This window comes from Limnoraphis robusta BA-68 BA1, assembly GCF_034932365.1.
GTDB lineage: Bacteria > Cyanobacteriota > Cyanobacteriia > Cyanobacteriales > Microcoleaceae > Capilliphycus > Capilliphycus robustus.
In genome coordinates, this window is record NZ_JAYGHR010000072.1 from 32,923 (window position 1) to 52,489 (window position 19,567).

General features: G+C 42.5%; 17 protein-coding genes. 8 read left to right on the top strand and 9 right to left on the bottom strand.

Annotated elements, in window-relative coordinates:
- Positions 1 to 43: 43 nt before the first annotated feature.
- Positions 44 to 1,477, bottom strand: coding sequence for a circularly permuted type 2 ATP-grasp protein (locus VB836_RS20365; RefSeq protein ID WP_323222021.1), 1,434 nt, complete (start codon positions 1,475 to 1,477; stop codon positions 44 to 46).
- Positions 1,478 to 2,088: 611 nt separating this feature from the next.
- On the opposite strand from VB836_RS20365, the gene VB836_RS20370 reads away from it, so the two are divergent.
- Positions 2,089 to 2,571, top strand: coding sequence for a hypothetical protein (locus VB836_RS20370; RefSeq protein ID WP_046279764.1), 483 nt, complete (start codon positions 2,089 to 2,091; stop codon positions 2,569 to 2,571).
- Here the strand turns inward: VB836_RS20370 and VB836_RS20375 are convergent.
- Positions 2,566 to 3,135, bottom strand: coding sequence for a hypothetical protein (locus tag VB836_RS20375; protein WP_323222024.1), 570 nt, complete (start codon positions 3,133 to 3,135; stop codon positions 2,566 to 2,568). The genes VB836_RS20370 and VB836_RS20375 overlap by 6 nt on opposite strands.
- 191 nt (positions 3,136 to 3,326) lie before the next feature.
- Between VB836_RS20375 and VB836_RS20380 the strand changes: the two genes are divergently transcribed.
- From VB836_RS20380 to VB836_RS20405, 6 genes are all read left to right on the top strand, one after another.
- The gene (locus VB836_RS20380) at positions 3,327 to 4,319 is read left to right on the top strand and encodes an aspartate carbamoyltransferase catalytic subunit (RefSeq protein WP_046279766.1); all 993 of its coding nucleotides are present in this window, start codon (positions 3,327 to 3,329) and stop codon (positions 4,317 to 4,319) included.
- A 59-nt stretch (positions 4,320 to 4,378) separates the two neighbouring features.
- Entirely contained in the window at positions 4,379 to 5,065 is a 687-nt protein-coding gene (locus VB836_RS20385) for a Uma2 family endonuclease (protein ID WP_323222026.1), read from the top strand.
- A 30-nt stretch (positions 5,066 to 5,095) separates the two neighbouring features.
- Complete coding sequence (locus VB836_RS20390; protein WP_323222028.1) at positions 5,096 to 5,350, top strand: type II toxin-antitoxin system VapB family antitoxin; 255 nt, start codon at positions 5,096 to 5,098, stop codon at positions 5,348 to 5,350.
- A 109-nt stretch (positions 5,351 to 5,459) separates the two neighbouring features.
- A complete protein-coding gene (locus VB836_RS20395; RefSeq protein WP_046279769.1) occupies positions 5,460 to 5,672 on the top strand; it encodes a type II toxin-antitoxin system HicA family toxin in 213 nt (70 codons plus the stop codon).
- A gap of 2 nt (positions 5,673 to 5,674) precedes the next feature.
- Positions 5,675 to 5,881, top strand: a complete 207-nt coding sequence (locus VB836_RS20400; RefSeq protein WP_046279770.1) for a type II toxin-antitoxin system HicB family antitoxin — start codon at positions 5,675 to 5,677, stop codon at positions 5,879 to 5,881.
- An 11-nt stretch (positions 5,882 to 5,892) separates the two neighbouring features.
- On the top strand, positions 5,893 to 6,111 hold the full coding sequence (locus VB836_RS20405) for a type II toxin-antitoxin system VapB family antitoxin (protein ID WP_323222031.1): 219 nt from the start codon (positions 5,893 to 5,895) through the stop codon (positions 6,109 to 6,111).
- Positions 6,112 to 6,211: 100 nt separating this feature from the next.
- Here the strand turns inward: VB836_RS20405 and fxsT are convergent, their stop codons facing one another.
- Positions 6,212 to 9,256: an FxSxx-COOH system tetratricopeptide repeat protein gene (fxsT, locus tag VB836_RS20410; protein WP_323222033.1), complete on the bottom strand. Its 3,045-nt coding sequence runs from the start codon at positions 9,254 to 9,256 to the stop codon at positions 6,212 to 6,214.
- Positions 9,257 to 9,850: 594 nt separating this feature from the next.
- Between fxsT and VB836_RS20415 the strand changes: the two genes are divergently transcribed.
- On the top strand, positions 9,851 to 11,473 hold the full coding sequence (locus VB836_RS20415) for an NAD(P)H-quinone oxidoreductase subunit 4 (protein WP_323222035.1): 1,623 nt from the start codon (positions 9,851 to 9,853) through the stop codon (positions 11,471 to 11,473).
- A gap of 150 nt (positions 11,474 to 11,623) precedes the next feature.
- Here VB836_RS20415 and VB836_RS20420 read toward each other — a convergent pair whose 3' ends face one another.
- From VB836_RS20420 to lepB, 6 genes are all read right to left on the bottom strand, one after another.
- Complete coding sequence (locus VB836_RS20420; protein WP_323222037.1) at positions 11,624 to 13,117, bottom strand: tetratricopeptide repeat protein; 1,494 nt, start codon at positions 13,115 to 13,117, stop codon at positions 11,624 to 11,626.
- Positions 13,118 to 13,305: 188 nt separating this feature from the next.
- A complete protein-coding gene (locus VB836_RS20425) occupies positions 13,306 to 14,670 on the bottom strand; it encodes a UDP-glucose dehydrogenase family protein (RefSeq protein WP_323222039.1) in 1,365 nt (454 codons plus the stop codon).
- A 122-nt stretch (positions 14,671 to 14,792) separates the two neighbouring features.
- Positions 14,793 to 15,740 carry a UDP-glucuronic acid decarboxylase family protein gene (locus VB836_RS20430; RefSeq protein ID WP_323222041.1) on the bottom strand — a complete coding sequence of 316 codons (948 nt, stop codon included), beginning with the start codon at positions 15,738 to 15,740 and terminating at the stop codon, positions 14,793 to 14,795.
- A 635-nt stretch (positions 15,741 to 16,375) separates the two neighbouring features.
- On the bottom strand, positions 16,376 to 18,190 hold the full coding sequence (gene lepA / locus VB836_RS20435; protein WP_323222043.1) for a translation elongation factor 4: 1,815 nt from the start codon (positions 18,188 to 18,190) through the stop codon (positions 16,376 to 16,378).
- Between the two features lie 218 nt (positions 18,191 to 18,408).
- On the bottom strand, positions 18,409 to 18,732 hold the full coding sequence (locus VB836_RS20440; protein WP_046281155.1) for a DUF1825 family protein: 324 nt from the start codon (positions 18,730 to 18,732) through the stop codon (positions 18,409 to 18,411).
- Positions 18,733 to 18,933: 201 nt separating this feature from the next.
- Positions 18,934 to 19,521 carry a signal peptidase I gene (gene lepB / locus VB836_RS20445; RefSeq protein ID WP_323222045.1) on the bottom strand — a complete coding sequence of 196 codons (588 nt, stop codon included), beginning with the start codon at positions 19,519 to 19,521 and terminating at the stop codon, positions 18,934 to 18,936.
- Between the last annotated feature and the right edge of the window lie 46 nt (positions 19,522 to 19,567).

Sequence of the window (19,567 nt, forward strand, 5' to 3'; positions counted from 1 at the left end):
TAGTTAGTTTTTACAGTTCATTTAAACCCAATTTTTTTCGTTTTTAACCTTTCAACACCCAAGTATCTTTACTCCCTCCCCCCTGGGAAGAATTGACAACTAAAGACCCTTTTTTTAAAGCTACTCGTGTTAACCCACCGGGATGAACGTAAATCTCTTTACCATAGAGAATATAGGGTCGTAAATCAACGTGACAGCCTTGAAATTTTTCTTCTAATAGCGTCGGAACACGGGATAAAGATAATGTAGGTTGAGCGATATAATTGCGAGGATTTGCTTTTATTTTTTCGGCAAACTCTTGACGTTCTTCCTGGGTTGACTGAGTGCCGACTAACATTCCATAACCCCCCGCTTCATTCGCCGCTTTTACGACTAATTTATCGAGATTTGCTAACACATGATCAAGTTGTTGTTTTTCCCAACATAAATAAGTCGGAACATTGGGTAACATTTGATCTTCATCGAGGTAATAACGAATCATTTGGGGAACATAAGCATAGATGACTTTATCATCGGCTATTCCGGTTCCTAACGCATTGGCTAAGGCGACTCGACCTTGACTATAAACCTCTGTTAATCCCGGAATTCCTAGTAAAGATTCTGGATTAAATGCTAACGGATCAATAAATTTATCATCAATCCGCCGATAAATTACATCGATTCGTTTTAAGCCTTTGGTGGTTCGCATTTGTACATAACCATCCACCACGACTAAATCCCGTCCTTCTACTAATTCTACACCCATTTGTCGGGCGAGGAAGGAATGTTCAAAGTAGGCTGAATTATAGATTCCGGGTGTTAAAACCACCACCATCGGATCAGCAATATGAGGAGGGGCGAGATTGAGGAGCGTTTCTAATAAATGACTGGCATATTCATCAACGGGTTGAACCCCTAATGTCGCAAAAACTTGAGGAAAGGTACTTTTCATCACGCGGCGATTTTCTAACACGTAGGAAATCCCCGAAGGACAGCGAAGATTATCTTCGAGTACATACCATTGTCCATCGCGATCGCGAACTAAATCTGTTCCCGTAATATGACACCAAATTCCTTGGGGGGGTTGCAACCCAATACAAGGTTTTAGAAAGCCTTGAGAAGACTCAATTAAATCTGATGGAATCACGCCATCTTTGATAATTTTTTGTTCACTGTAGATATCAGCAATGAACAAATTTAAGGCATGAATTCGCTGTTTCAGTCCTTTTTCTAACCATTCCCATTCGGACGCTGAAACAATTCTAGGGATAATATCGAAGGGAAAAACTCGCTCTGTGCCTTGATTATCTCCATAAACATTAAATGTAGCTCCGAGCTTAATCAAAGCGGTTTGAGCGGCTTGCTGTCGCATGGCTAATTCTCCGGGAGAAAGAGAATTAATACGCTCAATCAGCAGTTTTGCTTCGGGGCGAGGTTGCCCTTTCGCAATAAAAAGTTCATCGTAGAAGTCCCCGGGTTCGTAGGAATCAAATCGCACTGGCTTTTGTCCCTATTGCTTTCAAAACGAAGTGATTTGACTGTTGATAGTCAAACCGATTGATCAGTTTAGAAAATGTGTGTTTCAGCGAACATAATTTTGAGTATTTCTTAGGTTAGCCTTCAACAACACATCCTCAAGGTAGTTAATACTGTACCAGAACTTGTGTAACTTTGATATATTTTTTGCAGTTTCAAAACCAAAATTTACAAAAGCGACCTAAGCAATTACGAGGAAATTGATCGCTTTCAGTCTATCAATCCCCGATCACTAGCCCGGTATTGTAATATAGCAGTATGGGAGGTATGAAGTACAGTGCAAGCGTCCTCGCTTCCTGGCATCTATAGCAATGTTACTTGATTTGTAAGAAGTATATCAATTTAAGCCCCCAGATTTTGGGGTTTGGGGGCAATGTAGTTTACAACTCATGCTTGATTGCTATATATAGAATTCTCTACTTACGATAGAGGGTGTTTGAGTCAGGAGACTGTAACTAATGATACTAAAACCCCTAACGGGTTAACTCAAATGTGTTACATTAGTTAAAGTTCGCTCGGACAAACCGCTTGATAAAAGTCTAAGGAAAGTATTAAGAATTGACTGATTGATGTATGTCTATGTTTAAAGAAAAGGGAAGTGATTTAAACGATCAAGAAACTTATCCCTGTCCGGTGTGTCGCTGCGGTCATCTTTCTAACATGGCTTTAATGGATGCCTTTAGTTGTGATGTCTGTCGCCATATTTTTACCATTCATCCCGAAAGACAACTGCTGAAAATGGTTGATCGCGAACCTCCGATCACCTGGCGATGGAATGGTCAAAATTGGCGAGGAGAACATATTGGAAATCTAGAATTAAGTTGGTTTTATTGGCTAGCAGCTTTGGCAATTGTGATTTTTCCGCCGACATTAATTGGATTATCTGCTGTTTTGTTTCCTCCGATTTCCAGTGGATTTTGGGCTTTATTTCCGTTCATTTGGACAGCAATTGCCTTTTTGTCTCATCTATTTTTAGTGTTGTGGCTAATGGCAGAAGCCTATCAATTTCCTCTAATTCTCTATTTAAGAACTCGATGGCAACAGTTTAGATCATAAAATCAAATCTTCACCCAAATGGGTAAAATAAACCTCCTGAATTTGCAAATCGGGGTTCTGGGTTAACGTTTCTCGTAAACTGCCAAACAAAGCCAATTGTTCACAAGCAGAAAGGGAATTCAAAGTTCGACGAGAAGTAGTCGGAACTCGTAGATCAATTACCGCAATTTGATAGTCATGATCAACTTCCATTCGATAACCCAACGGTAACTCTAACTGTTGAATTTCTAACGTTTTCGCTACAGCCATTTCTAGCGCTTGATCAACGGGAACAGTCACTTGTTGAGAAATCAGACTCTCACATTGACTATCAACTCGATAAAGGGTTAAAGGCATCGTATTTGCAGGGGCGGTGGGTTCTTTCAAAACAGGAGAAGTTTCGAGGGGTTTTTCAGGGGGAGAATTTGAAGCTTGACTCGCTAAATTGACTGCGGGTTCAGAGGGTTGTAATGCTTCTGATGATACCGGAGACTCAGCTTGTAACTCTGTCGAAGTACAACTGCTTAAACTCAGCAGGATGAAGCTGGCGATCGCCAGGGTTAAAATCTTAGGGAAATGGTTCATCACAAATTCAGTCTCAGAAAACCTGTATTTGCAATTACGCATTCAACAGGACAAAATCAGAATTTTTAGAGAATTTAAAACACAAGATGCCAACTGTTGGTAAAATCAAGTGTTGGGTTGGCTGTCTAGATGTTCCGATAGAATCTCTGTACAGTTAATCGGTTTATTCTCATGGGTATGGATTTCTAAAAATGGCTACTGCAACTTGGACTCGTCGCCACATTCTGTCCCTGGCTGATTTTTCTCCGGCTGAATACAACGCCATTTTACAAACAGCTTTAAGTTTTCGACAAGTCTTAAATAGTCGTACTAAAAAAGTCCCTGCTTTGCAAGGTCAAGTAGTGGCTAATTTATTTTTTGAAGCTTCGACTCGAACCCGCAATAGTTTTGAACTCGCTGCTAAACGATTATCAGCCGATACGCTGAATTTTGCACCGGGAACTTCATCTTTATCGAAGGGAGAAACGATTTTAGATACGGCTAAAACCTATTTAGCAATGGGAACCGATATGATGGTAATTCGTCATCAACAAGCAGGAGTTCCCCAAGCGATCGCATCAGAAATGGATCGTTTAAATACAAAGGTTGCTGTTTTAAATGCGGGAGATGGTCAACACGAACACCCCTCACAAGCGTTATTAGATTTATTAACAATTTGTCTATTATTAGACCCCGATAACCCCAGAATAGAATTATTAGAAGGGAAGAAAATTGCCATTGTTGGCGATATTTTGCATTCCCGAGTTGCAAGATCAAATATTTGGAGTTTAACCGCTATTGATGCAGAATTACATTTAGTGAGTTCTCCGACATTATTACCCCAATATTTTCAATCTTTTGGGGAAGGAAGACCGGGTAAATTATTCTTACACTGGGAATTAGAACCCGCGTTAAAAGATGCTGATTTTGTAATGACATTGCGGCTACAACGGGAACGCATGACTGAACATTTATTACCCAGTTTGCGAGAATATCATCAATATTATGGCATTACTCGCGATCGCCTCAAACTCTGCAAACCTGATGTGAAAATATTACATCCAGGCCCGGTTAATCGGGGTGTAGAATTAAGTTCAGAGTTGATGGATGATCCGCAATTTAGTTTGATTTCCCAACAAGTTACAAGCGGTGTTGCGGTGCGGATGGCGTTGTTATATTTAATTGGAGGCGGAAAGCAAGAATAATGATATCCTCCCAAGTTATAATAAAGTAATCAAAGTCAAATTTATTTGCACGAATTGTCATGTTTGCCACCTCCCCAACTTATCATATTACCTGGGAAAAGTTGCCCGATGACTTTGTGCTTCCCGATGACCCTGTGGATAATATTAATCAACCCGCTTTGGCTGCGGCTTTAACCGAAAGTTTGCAGTTGGCAAAAAAACTCCCAGAAACGGCTCTTACTCCCACAAACTACGGTATTTGTGCCACGATTAATGGTAGAATTGTGGTCAAAGCTCCAGATTGGGCTTATATTCCTCGAATTACGGTTGAGCGCTCCGAAGTTGTTCGCAGTTATACCCCTCAATTACAGGGGGAAATTCCGGCGCTAGTGCTAGAGTTTTTATCGGATACGCCAGGGGGAGAATATTCAATTAAAGAAACCTATCCTCCGGGTAAATTTTACTTTTATGAACAAGTTTTAAAAGTGCCGAATTACGGTATTTTTGAGCCGGAAAATGGCGCGTTAGAATTGTATCGTTTTGGCGATAACGGACGGTATCAGCTTGAGTTTGCGAACGAACAAAATCGCTTTTGGATACCGGAAATGCAGCTTTTTTTGGGAGTGTGGGAAGGAAGCCGAGAAAACCGACAGGGTTATTGGTTGCGTTGGTGGGATGAACGGGGTAATTTATTATTGTGGGGAAGCGAACGAGTTGAACGATTAGCCGCTCAATTGCGTGCTGCGGGAATTGAACCGGAAGTCTAATAGAAGTGATTAAATTTAAACGAAAAACCCATGAACACGAATATTGAACTCAACGAACAATTGGTTAAAGAAGCCTTGGAATTAACTCAATTGACAACTGAAAAAGAAGTAATTGAGTTTGCTTTGCAAGAATTAATCCGCACCCGTAAAAAGCGGAAGAATTTACTGGATTTAAGCGGACAGATTGAATTTGCCACTGATAGGGAAAATACGACCGTTTCCAACAATATTTGTAACACATCAATCATCGGTAGAGGCGCTGCGTCCTTGCGTCCTACTCTATAGGTCTGTGTTCAGTATAAAGAAGACTAAAACAATTAGTACCGGGTTTTTATTGGCAATAACTGTTTACAGCAGAACCTATAGGTCGGTTAATTTTGCTATACTCCTTAATATGCCTAAAAAAGTTAGAGAATTGAAACAGATGTTGCAAAAGGCGGGATTTACGCTGTTACCTAAACGGGGAAAAGGTAGTCATTCCTACTGGATTCATCCTCTTTTATCAAATCCTATTGTCCTGTCAGGAAAAGATAGCAAAGATGCTAAACCTTATCAAGAAAAAGATGTAATAGCAGCACTAGAAGAAGTAAAACGGTTAGGGGATTAATTATGAAATATAGTATTTTAATTCAATGGTCAGAGGAAGATCAAGTCTATGTTGCAAGTTTACCTGAGTGGGGTAAATACGCTCGAACTCACGGGGAAACCTACGAAGAAGCACTTGAGAACGCTCAAGAAGTGTTAGAAGATTTAGTATATGCCTATCAACAAACTCAGAAACCCTTACCACAGCCGCAAACACTACAGTTAGCCTAAACGAAAAACCCATGAACACGAATATTGAACTCAACGAACAATTGGTTAAAGAAGCCTTGGAATTAACCCAATTTTCAACCGAAAAAGAAGTAATTGAGTTTGCTTTGCAAGAACTCATTCGCACCCGTAAAAAGCGTAAAAACTTATTAGATTTAAGCGGACAGATTGAATTTGCCACTGTTCGGGAAAATACTTCAACTCCAATTTTGCAACACATCAATCATCCGTAGGGGCGCAAGGCCTTGCGTCCTACCCCTCTGTCAGTCTAAAGGCTGGTCAGTTGTTCGTTAATTGGTTGCAATACAACGAATCAAAAATCTTTGCAACACATCAATCATCCGTAGGGGCGCAAGGCCTTGCGCCCCTACCCTTCAACTCCAACAAACGGTCTAAGTTTTCCTGAGTTTGTTTTGTATGAGGATGGTCAACACCGAGAACTGTTTCTCTAATACTTAAAGCTTCTAGATAGAGGGGTTCGGCTTGTTCGTATTTGCCTTGGGAATAGTAGAGTGATGCCAAATCGTTGAGACTATGTGCCACAGATGGATGCTGCTGTCCGAGTAACTGCCGTCTCATCTCCAATGCCTGTAGATAGAGGGGTTCGGCTTCTTCGTATTTGCCTTGGTGTTGGTAGAGTAATGCCAAATCGTTGAGACTATGTGCCACAGATGGATGCTGCTGTCCGAGTAACTGCCGTCTCATCTCCAATGCCTGTAGATAGAGGGGTTCGGCTTCTTCGTATTTGCCTTGGGATGAGTAGAGATATGCCAAATTGTTGAGGCTGGTTGCCACATAGGGATGCTGCTGTCCGAGTAACTGCCGATACATCTCCAATGCCTGTTGGGAGAGGGGTTCGGCTTGTTCGTATTTGCCTTGGGAATAGTAGAGACTTGCCAAATTGTTGAGGCTGGTTGCCACATCGGGATGCTGCTGTCCGAGTAACTGCCGTCTCATCTCCAAAGCTTGTTGGTAGAGGGGTTCGGCTTCTTCGTATTTGCCTTGGGATTTGTAGAGTGATGCCAAATTGTTGAGGCTGTTTGCCACAGAGGGATGCTGCTGTCCGAGTAACTGCCGTCTCATCTCCAATGCCTGTAGATAGAGGGGTTCGGCTTCTTCGTATTTGCCTTGGGAATAGTAGAGACCTGCCAAATTGTTGAGGCTATTTGCCACATCTGGATGCTGCTGTCCGAGTAACTGCCGATACATCTCCAATGCCTGTTGGTATAGGGGTTCGGCTTCTTCGTATTTGCCTTGGGATTTGTAGAGTGATGCCAAATTTTTGAGGCTGGTTGCCACATAGGGATGCTGCTGTCCGAGTAACTGCCGATACATCTCCAATGCCTGTTGGTAGAGGGGTTCGGCTTCTTCGTATTTGCCTTGGGAATAGTAGAGATTTGCCAAATTGTTGAGGCTGGTTGCGACATCTGGATGCTGTTGTCCCAAACGGTTTTGAGTAATATTAAGAAAGTTTTCATACCAAGGTTCAGCTTGACTATAAAATCCCTGACCTTCATAAAATCGACCCAAACCGATAAAAGGCTGAATTAAATCTTCATCTGTCAGGTAATTTGTAAGGTTTTCCGCCACTTCTTCGATATGGGGAATGGTCAGCGTCACCGCTAAAATATCATTGCGAGTAGGTGTCTTTGGAATCTCTTTGGCGACTGCTGCAATAGCCTGACAAATACTTCGTTTCCATTCATCAACTTGCGAAGGAAATTCTTCTAACTTGGTTTTCAGAAATTCTTGAATCAGGGGATGAAATTGATAGGTGTTTTCTTCGACTCGTTGTAACAGATTCAGTTTCACCAGTTTATCATCTCGCCAATCTTCTAAATCTTCTTCATCGATTTCGGGAAAGCAGGACTCAACCAGCGACCAAGGAATCGGCGCTAACGCCAATAAACTCAAGCCACAGGCTAATTCTTGTTCTTCGGGTTTGAGTTCTTTCCAGCTTAACTCAAAAGCCGCTTTTACCCCTCGTTTGGCGGTCATTTCTTGAGAGTCTTCTGGATTGAGTGAACGGTGTTCGAGTTTGAGTCTTTCTCGCATTTTAGCCAGAGATAAATCCGGCTTTCCATTTAGATAACGTCCGATTAACTCCAAGCCTAATGGTAAATAGCCTAAATCTGCACAAAGGGTTTTAGCGGTTTCTAATTCGGTTTCTATTCTGTCTCCAACCAACGAGGTTAATAACTCCAACGCTGCGGCTTCATCTAAAACGTTGAGTGCGAGTTCTTGAAAACCGATAAACCCTTGAATGCGAGTCGTGATTAATACTTTAAATCGGGGATTATTCGGCGGGAGATAGGGTTTAATCTGGTCATATTTGGCAACATCATCAAAAATAACCAGAACCTTTCCTTCTGGGGGTTGCCAGTTCCGCCAACAGTATTGAACTTGTGTTTCTAAATTACTATTATCGGGTGGGTTGAGGTTGAGATAGGCTTTCCCAAAGTTAACAATTTCGATCCCAACATTGGTATCGAGTGCGTTTAACCAACAAATCCCGCCTAAATAGGTTTTTTGTTGACAATGATAGATACTATATTGAAGGGCGAGTTCTGTTTTGCCAATTCCTCCCATTCCGGTGATTGAAGTAATCGCAATTCGTTCGGTTTGTTGGAGTTTTTCGTGTAAATTGGTGAGTTCGTTCTGTCGTCCAACAAACTTGACAACTCCACTATAGGGCAGATTTTCGGGAAAATTAATTGTATAATTATTGTTATCTTCTCTATCAGAAACAAGGATAATTTCTTCGGGGTTAATTTGTTCTCGGTGTATGAGTTCGGGAATCTTTTCTTCCGAGATTTGACTCGTCATTAATACAGCTTTTGCTTGTGTGAAAGCTTGTTGAACTGAACGTTTAGCAGCAATTGCACCGTAAAAAGTCGCCGCAAAATCAATAGCCGCTTGATCGTTAATGGCTGTATTCATGCCGATGACGCAATCAATAAATTCTGCGATCGCTTCCCCGATTGTTTTTGAATAACAAGCATTCCAGAGAACTACTTTAATATTATCTTTGCTAACCGTAGAAAATAATTCTTTAATTGCTTCTGTACTAACCGCTTGGGGTTGATCATATTTGTCGAGTAATATAATTTCACCTGTGTTGCTTCCGTGACCGCTAAAATGAACAATATGGGGTTTATATTCGTTCAAATTTTGGATCAGTTCATCGAAGCGTACCGCCCAAGCTTTTTCAAATTCAAGATAGTCTCGATTTTGAGAAGCCTGTATTTTATTCTTAATTTCTCTGATTTCTTTACCCAAATCTAAGGGCTGAGTTTGTTTGGGGTTCGAGGCGAGGAACAACACTTTGATCGGGTTCATATTAGCTCGACTTCCCGTTGGGTTGACTTTGTTCTCCATTTAGATAGCCGCGTCCGTCACGATTATACCACCTGTCATCATAGTATGAATCTTCTCCCCTCTCTTTGCAGGAGAGGGGTTGGGGGAGAGGTCAAACCAGGGTAATCTTTATAAATAATTTTTCTTCATTTAGTTCATCCCAGGGAACCCAACTCTAAACCCCTCGCCACATCCCCAACTTTAGATCAATTATAACCAATACTTATAATATCAGTGTTATTGTCAATTCATTAGTTTATCAATAAACTCATCTAATCTTTTAGGGTTGAATATTTAGACAAACCCGTGAATTTGTCTAAGTTATCAGTCGGATAAAAAATTTATGTTTACATTTCGTTGGGAAAAAACACATTACTTTGGGAGGATAGAGGTAAGGACTCTACCTCAAAAGCATTAAGCCATAAGCATGACTCTGTAAGGATTTTAGCTATTCTCGTTAATTCAGCGCGATCCCTTTGAGCAACACCTTGATTGCCGTATCCTCGTCCCCGGAGTCCCTCTGTCATCAAAAAAGTTTCTTTTCTACAATGTAATTAACAAAACTTCATGTATGATGGATGAAGTGAACGCAATAGGTATTTATTCTCACGGATCATGAGCAGTCAACTTCCCTGGCTAACCACGATTATCTTGTTGCCCCTCCTGGCATCCCTGGCTATTCCTATTCTCCCAGATAAAGAAGGTCGCACCATCCGTTGGTATGCACTCGGAGTGGGGTTATTAGACCTAGCCTTAATAGTATTCTGCTTCTGGACTCACTACAACTTAGACAATTCCGGCTTCCAACTCAGCGAAACCTACGCTTGGATACCGCAACTGGGACTCAACTGGTCCGTCGCCGTTGATGGCCTCTCAATGCCCCTCATCGCCCTCACAGGTTTCGTCAACACCCTAGCAATACTCGCGTCGTGGAATGTTACCAAAAAGCCACGACTTTTTTATAGCTTAATGTTGGTGTTGTACAGCGCCCAACTCGGAGTTTTTGCCGCACAGGACTTGCTTTTATTCTTCCTGATGTGGGAATTGGAATTAGTACCCGTATATTTATTAATCTCTATTTGGGGCGGACAAAAACGCCTTTACGCTGCAACTAAATTCATCCTTTACACTGCACTCGGTTCTGTTTTCATTCTCGCTGCCGCTTTTGCAATGGCGTTTTATGGCGGTAATGTCACCTTCGACATGACCGAACTTTCCCACAAAAATTATCCCATTTTCCTAGAACTTTTACTCTACGCAGGGTTCATCATTGCTTATGGTGTAAAACTCCCAATTTTCCCGCTTCATACTTGGCTACCTGATGCCCACAGCGAAGCTTCTGCACCTGTTTCGATGATTTTGGCTGGTGTTTTATTAAAGATGGGAGGTTATGGGTTAATTCGGATGAACATTGAAATGTTGCCGAATGCTCACCTGTATTTTGCACCTGTCCTGGCTATTTTAGGAGTCGTTAATATTGTTTACGGTGGGTTAAGTGCCTTCGCCCAAACTAACTTAAAACGACGTCTGGCTTATTCCTCAATTTCTCACATGGGTTTTGTTCTCATCGGTATCGCTTCCTTAACTGAGTTGGGATTAAATGGTGCCGTACTTCAGATGATTTCTCATGGTTTAATTGCGGCAATGTTGTTCTTCCTCACAGGTGTTACCTACGAACGGACTCATACCTTGATGATGGAAAAATTGGGGGGTATTGCTGAGTCAATGCCGAAAGTATTTGCACTGTTTACCGCAGGCGCAATGGCATCCTTAGCATTACCGGGAATGAGCGGTTTTGCGGGTGAGTTGAGCGTCTTTTTAGGAATTACCACCAGCAATGTTTATAACTCTAACTTTAAGGTGGTTGTTATCGGTTTAGCCGCAGTTGGCTTGATTTTAACTCCGATTTATTTACTCAACCTATTGCGTCAAGTCTTCTACGGACAAAATAGCTTTGGTTTGATTATTGACGATTATCAGGGAGATGCTAAACCTCGGGAAGTTGCGATCGCGGTTTGTTTACTGCTTCCGATTATCGGAATTGGAGTTTATCCGAAGTTAGCTACTCGTACCTATGATGTGAAAACCGTTGAAGTGGCTTCTCAAGTTCGTGAGAGCTTCCAGATTTTTGCTCAACAACAACGGGGTTCTGTGTTGTATTCTGGCGGTTATGTTGCACCTAAGATTCCTGAACCGACACAACAAGCGTTGTTTTCTAGCCTTGATGTAAATACCTAAGTTCCACACAATAATAAAAGCAACAAGAAGTTAAATAGAAGGGTGGGTTTGAGCAACTCACCCTTTACTATGGAAACACAAAGATACAAAGACACAAAGAGAGAAAATCTAGTGATCAAGTGACTGGTACTGATAGGAAGTTGCGTTCTATCATGTTAAAGGACGATATTGAAATTCTATTTCATCCGACAGAATGAGCGTGTTATAGTTTCGTAAGAAATCCTGCCCTAGCCGAGGATAGCTGAAGCTATTGTCTGCTATTGCGACCTGCAAACAAATGGCGATCGCCTTGCCAACAGAAATAGATTCAACCCAGCCTGCTGGTGCTTGGATCAGTGAGCCATTAATACTGCGGAATCTGATTAACCCGACCGGCTTAATTCCCAGACTTTGGGCAATTCTTTGAGTAATAACTGTAATTGATGCTCCCGTATCTAGTACGACATCAAAGCGTTGTTGATTGTTGAAGTTTGCCTCGATCACTGGGGATTTCCAGGCATAATGTTTGATCGGCACCCGAACAATCTGCTTCTGGGCTGCGATGCTTGCTTCTTTGTGGCGCTTGAGCGTTTCTTGGAGGGATTTCAACTGAGTAACTATTCGCTGGTGCGCTGCCCAATTTCCATCATTAAAATACAACTCTGCCGCTCGTTTATAGTCGGCTTTAGCCCCCTCAAATTCGCTGATTGCTTGTTGGACTTCAGCACGGGCTGCGAGGATTTCTGGGTGTTCACAGTCAATACCCAGGGCGTTAGAGTAGTCTTTGAAAGCGTTTTCCCAGTCTCCAAGCTGGCGGTAACAATTCCCCCGTTGCTGGAAGAGGTTGGCATTATTTGACTCTTGAGCAATCAGGTTAGTAAAGTCAGTAATTGCCCCGTCAATATCTCCTAACGAAAGGCGGATAATTCCCCTCTGTATGCGGATTTCCCGGTTTTCGGGCTGTACTTTGAGCGCACGGGCTATATTTTCAACGGCAGCTTGAGTATTGCCCAACTTGGCTTGGACAATGGCTCGTTGACAAAGGGCTTCCGCACAATTGGGTTCAATATCTAACAACCAATCTAGATCAGCCAGCGCTTCGGAAAAATTGCCCTGTTCAGTTTTTACAGTGGCTTGCTGAATAAAATCTTGGGGGGCGGTGAAGGTAACGGATTGTGCTTTTGGTGCAGTGGCTTGCTCAATCACAAACAAAGATTCAATTTGTTGAAGACAGGATTGGGCTGCTGACTTGTCTTGTTGTTCAATATAGCAGCGAACAGCCTGTTTGTATGCTGTAATTGCCTGTTCAGTATTTCCCACTTGTCGATAGGCTTTACCCAAAAGCTGGTAGGCTGCTGCAAATCTGGGCGCTAATCGTGTTGCTTGCTGGGCATCTATGATCGCGGCGGGGGCTGCATCCATCATCAAATAGATCAAACCTCGCTTCAGAAATGCTTCGATTGTGGGTTGGAGACGAAGTACCTCAGTATAATCAGCGAGTGCGCCCTGTAAATCCCCCAGTTTGACTCGTAGCTTCCCCCTTTGATAAAGAGCATCAGCAAACTCAGGATGCTCATTGAGAGCTTGATCCAGGCTCTGCAATGCTCCTGCTAGATCTCCTGCTTGAAGCTGTTCTAGTGCCTGGTGATACAGACTAGATGTCATAACTTTCCCCTTAACACTTCTATTAAGACTCATCTGGCTTCCGAAAATTTATGATAGTTTTCAGTTGAGGATAGGTGGGGGGTTGACAACCGTTAACCGGATGAAATAATAGTTAAAATCAAGACGGAAGAGCATCTTTCATCTCTCCCGTCTGATGTTTTAAACGCTAACTGCTAAAAATTTAGAGTTTAGTGTCCGATACCAATATATTGGAATCCAGCTTTTTCTAACTGTTGGCGATCCAAGTAGTTCCGTCCATCAATCAATACAGCCGAGTGCATTAACTTCGCCATCTTACTGTAGTCGAGTTTCTGAAACTGTTCCCATTCAGTAATCACAACTAACGCATCGCAACCATCGGCTAACAGTTCGGGATCAGTTTCAACAATCACATTGGATAAACCATGACGCATTCCGGTTTGAGAGATAATCGGATCGTAAGCTTTAACTTTGGCTCCCAAACGGTTCAGTTGTTCAATAATATTTAAAGCGGGAGCATCTCGCAAATCATCGGTATCCGGTTTGAATGTTAAGCCTAACAATCCGATGGTTTTACCTTTGAGAATTTTCAGCATTTGTTGTAACTTTTCAACCGCCATTAACCGTTGACGATTGTTCACTTCAACAGCCGCTTTTAACAACTGCGCTTCATAATTGTAGTCATCGGCGGTATGAATTAAGGCTGAAACATCCTTCGGGAAACAAGAACCCCCCCAACCAATTCCTGCTTGTAAGAACTTACTCCCAATTCGTGAGTCTAAGCCAATACCAACTGCAACCTGTTTAACATCTGCTCCGACGCGATCGCAAATATTGGCAATTTCATTAATAAAGCTAATTTTAGTTGCTAAGAAAGAATTCGCCGCATATTTCACCATCTCGGCTGAACTGAGATCCGTCATCACAACTGGAACCGCAGGTAAAGTCGGATCTTCAGCACACTTACGCTCTATAATCGGTGTATAAAGCTCTTGCATCATCTCCAATGCTTTTTGGCTATTGCTCCCCAAAACAATCCGATCAGGGTTAAACGTGTCATAAATTGCTGAACCTTCTCGCAAAAATTCGGGGTTACTCACCACATCAAATTCAACTTCTACTGTTCCGCTTCCTCCCTGTTGCTTTTGTTGTTCAGCAACTCCATCGAGAACAATCATCCGCACCCAGTCACCCGAACCAATCGGTACCGTTGACTTATTCACAACCACTTTGTAACCTGTGCTTAAGTGAGAACCAATTCCACGAGCTACAGCTTCGACATAGCGAGTATCACTTTCACCTGTTGGTAAAGCCGGAGTTCCAACCGCAATAAATAATATATCCCCGTGACTCACCCCTTCGGCTAAATCCGAAGTAAAGGACAAGCGTCCTTCCTCCATATTTTTCTTCATTAATTCTGATAAACCCGGTTCATAAATCGGTGACTGTCCGGATCTCATCAATTTGACTTTTTCTTCGTTATTATCTACGCAGAGTACATCGTGGCCAGTATGAGCGAGGCACACTCCAGTTACTAAGCCAACATATCCAGTACCAATCACACAAACTCGCATAATAATGATATCCTCATTCTATGAACGAAACAAAAAAGCAATATCGTTTTAGATGACCTGGGTTTCTGATCATCTTACTGGGATTCAAATGGTATCGCTGCCTGATGAATCCTATTTCTATTCTATTGTTGTTTAGACTTTTCCTCGAAAATTCGTTGGCGGAAGTCCTCAATCGTCAAGTTTAAGCCGTCTTCTAGTCCAATAGTCGGTTCCCAATTCAAGTAAGTTTTGGCTTTGGTGATGTCCGGTTGTCTTTGTCTGGGGTCGTCTTGAGGAAGCGGTTTAAATTGAATTTCCGCATCAGGATTAATCATGTGCTGAATTTTTTGTGCTAATTCCAGGATGGTATATTCATCGGGATTTCCCATATTCACAGGGCCAATATAATCCCCATTCATCAAACGCATCAACCCTTCTACCAAGTCAGACACATAGCAAAAGCTGCGAGTTTGAGAACCATCGCCGTAGACCGTTAACGGAATTCCTTGCAAAGCTTGTACCACAAAGTTACTCACGACTCGACCATCATGTTCTAACATTCGAGGTCCATAGGTATTAAAAATCCGAGCGACTCGAATATCGACCCCATTTTGGCGGTGATAGTCAAAGGCTAAGGTTTCAGCAACTCGTTTACCTTCATCGTAACAACTGCGAATCCCAATCGGATTGACATTTCCCCGATAGTCTTCTGTTTGAGGATGTACATCGGGATCGCCATACACTTCGGAAGTTGAAGCCAGCAAAAACCGTGCTTTTACCCGTTTGGCTAACCCCAGCATATTTAGGGTTCCCAGTACATTGGTTTTAATGGTTTTGACGGGGTTGTACTGATAATGAACCGGAGATGCCGGACAAGCCAAATGGTAGATTTGATCGGCTTCTATCCGAATCGGTTCTGTGATATCATGGCGTATCAATTCAAAGTAAGGATTTCCCAGCCATTTAATTAGGTTTCGTTTCGTACCTGTAAAGAAATTATCCAGGCATACAACCTCATGTCCCTGTTGCATCAGGCGATCAATGAGGTGTGAACCGATGAAACCTGCTCCGCCTGTTATTAAAATTCTCATTGCTGCAAGTACCACGCCAACGTAGAGGTTAATTCCATAGTACAAAACTCTGGCTTGAAATCCAAATCAACAGAAGTTGAGCTTTGGGGTTTACTGTATTAACTTGATGCAACGCTAAATTCCCTGACAAAATTTCAGCCCAACTGAGTCAAACTTTCAAAGGGCAAATTGAACAATCCAACCAAATCCATCGCATCACATTTCTATGTCATTGTCAATGGGAACAAACGATTATTTGATTGTTGCGTTCCAACTCGTTTTTCCCGCAAATTTCGCGATTTTTTTTCCTAGACCCTCTTGACTTTTTCGGGCTGCTCCGGGTATTATTATTTTATAATGGGATGGTCGCGAAAAAAATATTTTTATCAATACCCGATTATAAAATACACTATTAATAATTTATCAGTATCCCCGACCCCTTGTCAACCCCAAACCGATGCGAATCTGAACTCAAATTTTGAAAAAAAATGCGACAACAACAAGCAACAGGAGTTAGGGTTTAGGCCAGGGCCGTTTCGTTCTAAGTTAAAAATTGCCGGGGTTCCGGGGGCGGTGGGGAGAAGACTTTCCATCTCCCTACCTCCCTACCTCCCCACTCAGACAGGCTCAATCAAAAATGATCATGTGGGAGTACATCACGATTCTTGATTTAATCGCAATACCGCCATAAACGCTTCTTGGGGAACATCAACTGATCCTAGAGACTTCATGCGTTTTTTCCCTTTTGCTTGTTTGGCGAGTAATTTCTTCTTGCGACTGATATCTCCCCCGTAACACTTGGCTAACACATCTTTTCGCAACGCCGGAATATGTTCACTCGCAATCACTTTAGACCCAATCGCGGCTTGCAGAGGCACCTTAAACTGATGACGAGGAATCAACTCTTTCAACTTCTCGACCATTCCTCGACCGACATTATAAGCCTTATCTCGGTGAACAATCATCGAAAGGGAATCGACCGGATCACCATTGATCAACAGATCCAACTTGACTAAAGGATTCACCCGATAGCCAATCAAATGATACTCCATACTCGCATAGCCCCGAGTCCGAGACTTCATCTGATCAAAGAAATCCGTCACCACTTCCGCCAGGGGAACTTCATAGACTAGGGTTGTCCGTCCCTGGGTCAAATATTTCATGTCTTTGAAATCACCCCGACGAGTTTGACCCAAATCCATCAATGTTCCCACATATTCTTCGGGGGTAATCATTTCTACCCGCACATAGGGTTCTTCGATCTTTTCTCGCTGATTGGGTTCGGGTAAATTGCTGGGGTTATCTATCATTAACACTTCCCCTTTTAAGGTCGTTACTTGATAAACAACGGAGGGAGAAGTCACAATTAAATCAAGATCATATTCCCGTTCTAAACGTTCCTGCACGATTTCCATATGCAGTAAACCTAAAAACCCGCAGCGAAACCCAAATCCCATCGCCGTTGAGGTTTCCGGTTCATAAGAAAGAGCTGAATCATTCAACTTTAGTTTATCAAGGGCTTCGCGAAGCTCAGGAAATTGATCGGAATCTGTCGGAAACAAGCCACAAAATACCATCGGATTTGCTTCTTTGTAACCGGGTAAGGGTGATTCTGCGGCATCCTTGGCTAATGTAATTGTATCTCCAACTCGGGCATCTTCAACGGCTTTAATTGCTGCGGCTAAATAACCCACTTCTCCGGCGTGAAGTTCATCAACGGGTTTTTGAGTCGGAGACAAAACGCCTATTTCATCAATTTCGTATTCTTTTTGGGAAGCCATTAAACGGATGCGATCGCCTTTTTTCAGACGACCATCCATGACTCTAAAATAAACAATTACACCTCGATAACTATCGTAGTAGCTATCAAAAATTAACGCCCGTAACTTTTGGGAAACGGTATCTTGAGGAGCTGGAATTAATTGAACAATTGACTCTAAGATTTCATTAATGCCAATTCCTTCTTTAGCCGAGGCTAAAATCGCGCCTGAGCAGTCTAAACCGATAATTTCTTCGATTTCTCCCTTGACTCGTTCAGGTTCGGCTCCGGGTAAATCTATTTTATTTAATACCGGGATAATCTCTAGGTTATTTTCGAGCGCGAGATAAACATTTGCCAAGGTTTGAGCTTCTACCCCCTGAGAAGCATCTACGACGAGTAACGCGCCTTCACAAGCGGCGAGACTTCGCGACACTTCATAGGAAAAATCCACATGACCCGGAGTATCAATCAGATTCAGCACATAATGATTGCCATCTTTTGCCGTATAATCCATACGAGCCGCTTGCAACTTGATGGTAATGCCGCGCTCTCGTTCCAAATCCATCGAATCGAGGAACTGCTCTTTCATCTCCCGTTGAGCCACTGTACCTGTCTCTTGTAACAGGCGATCGGCTAAGGTTGACTTTCCGTGATCAATGTGAGCAATAATTGAAAAGTTGCGAATCCGAGAAACAGGAACGTTTGTCATAGGGAGATTTCCACAGGGAGAGCTTGTGTTCGAGATGGCATCAGGAGGGTTACGACTTACTTAACGTATTTTAACAAAACCAGGCTGGTCTGAATGTGAGGCTTTTATACTTTTTTCTCAATTTTTGGGGGCGACTCAACTGCCAACTCAAATCAAAACGACAGTTCATGTAAACACTTTTGCTCTAACGAAGGTCGGGTCAGCTTCCACTCCAGTCGCTAGGATTGCTTTTCTAACTCGGCTTTCATGCGTTCTAGTGTTGTGTTCATCTGAACGAACATTTGATCGGGTGTAATTCCAAATTGACCCAGTTGAGTTTTCAACTGTTCCATTGTCATCTGAGCCATAAAATCTTCAGATAGTTCAAACCGCTTCATAAAGATGCGGTAACGATCCATGATCGACTCCATCTGTTGGATAAAGATTTTTTTCCCTTCGCGATCAAACTTGCCGTAATCACCGCCGAGTTTAATTAAAGCCTGATAATCTTCAAATAACTGCTTGGCTTCTTGCTGAACGATCTCTGAATCAAAAAATCCCATAGCTGCCCTTTCTTCAACCTAACTGCAACCATTTACACTCAGGAAATTCCCAAGTTTTTATTGATATTATTCTAACAGTCAAGATGAACAGTCCTCACTCCGTTTTTAGTCGCAATTTCCGTACTTAGCAGAGTCGGGGGAACAAGGGTGACTCCCAACGATCCCATTTTTTGGGGGAACAATCTCCCCCCCTGAAATCCCCTAGACTTGTCCCCAGCGTTCAAACGGCCAGAAGCGAAAAGCTGCATGGCCAATGATATTTTCTTGGGGGAGAAAGCCCCAAATATGAGAATCATTGCTGTCGTTGCGGTTATCACCCATGACAAAGTAATGATCGGCCGGAACCTTCCCAGGTCCCCAGTTGTAAGCTGGCGGTTCAGCAATGTAGTCTTCTTTGAGCGGTTGGTTATCTACATAAACAATGCCATTGCGTACCGCCACCGTTTGACCGGCTTGGGCGATAATCCGTTTAATAAAGGCTTGCTGAATTGAATAGCCCTGCACTTGTAACTGTTTAGGAGGGCTAAACACTACGATCTCTCCGACTTTTGGGGGATGGAGGTGATAAGAAACCTTTTCAACCACCAAGCGATCGCCGATTTCCAGAGTGGGAATCATTGAATCGGAGGGAATGTAGCGCGGTTCGGCGACAAACATTCGGATCAACACAGACAATACCAGAGCGATCGCCAAAATCAAAAGATTTTCCCGATGTTCACTCCAAAGCTTGAGCAATCGGGTTTGTGAGGTCTCGGTTTGAGTTTTCGGCGGCGGTGAGGGCATTTCCATCTAGTGAAACCAACGAATTTAAGTGAAATTTATCAAATTTGAGTTG

What these genes read in the sequence shown, in the direction of transcription:
- VB836_RS20380 (WP_046279766.1), top strand. Translation starts at nt 3,327, where the DNA reads ATGGCTACTGCAACTTGGACTCGTCGCCACATTCTGTCCCTGGCTGAT.
- VB836_RS20375 (WP_323222024.1), bottom strand. Translation starts at nt 3,135, where the DNA reads ATGAACCATTTCCCTAAGATTTTAACCCTGGCGATCGCCAGCTTCATC.
- lepA (WP_323222043.1), bottom strand. Translation starts at nt 18,190, where the DNA reads ATGACAAACGTTCCTGTTTCTCGGATTCGCAACTTTTCAATTATTGCT.
- VB836_RS20370 (WP_046279764.1), top strand. Translation starts at nt 2,089, where the DNA reads ATGTCTATGTTTAAAGAAAAGGGAAGTGATTTAAACGATCAAGAAACT.
- VB836_RS20400 (WP_046279770.1), top strand. Translation starts at nt 5,675, where the DNA reads ATGAAATATAGTATTTTAATTCAATGGTCAGAGGAAGATCAAGTCTAT.
- lepB (WP_323222045.1), bottom strand. Translation starts at nt 19,521, where the DNA reads ATGGAAATGCCCTCACCGCCGCCGAAAACTCAAACCGAGACCTCACAA.
- VB836_RS20395 (WP_046279769.1), top strand. Translation starts at nt 5,460, where the DNA reads ATGCCTAAAAAAGTTAGAGAATTGAAACAGATGTTGCAAAAGGCGGGA.
- VB836_RS20390 (WP_323222028.1), top strand. Translation starts at nt 5,096, where the DNA reads ATGAACACGAATATTGAACTCAACGAACAATTGGTTAAAGAAGCCTTG.
- VB836_RS20440 (WP_046281155.1), bottom strand. Translation starts at nt 18,732, where the DNA reads ATGGGATTTTTTGATTCAGAGATCGTTCAGCAAGAAGCCAAGCAGTTA.
- VB836_RS20385 (WP_323222026.1), top strand. Translation starts at nt 4,379, where the DNA reads ATGTTTGCCACCTCCCCAACTTATCATATTACCTGGGAAAAGTTGCCC.
- VB836_RS20430 (WP_323222041.1), bottom strand. Translation starts at nt 15,740, where the DNA reads ATGAGAATTTTAATAACAGGCGGAGCAGGTTTCATCGGTTCACACCTC.
- VB836_RS20405 (WP_323222031.1), top strand. Translation starts at nt 5,893, where the DNA reads ATGAACACGAATATTGAACTCAACGAACAATTGGTTAAAGAAGCCTTG.
- fxsT (WP_323222033.1), bottom strand. Translation starts at nt 9,256, where the DNA reads ATGGAGAACAAAGTCAACCCAACGGGAAGTCGAGCTAATATGAACCCG.
- VB836_RS20415 (WP_323222035.1), top strand. Translation starts at nt 9,851, where the DNA reads ATGAGCAGTCAACTTCCCTGGCTAACCACGATTATCTTGTTGCCCCTC.
- VB836_RS20425 (WP_323222039.1), bottom strand. Translation starts at nt 14,670, where the DNA reads ATGCGAGTTTGTGTGATTGGTACTGGATATGTTGGCTTAGTAACTGGA.
- VB836_RS20420 (WP_323222037.1), bottom strand. Translation starts at nt 13,117, where the DNA reads ATGACATCTAGTCTGTATCACCAGGCACTAGAACAGCTTCAAGCAGGA.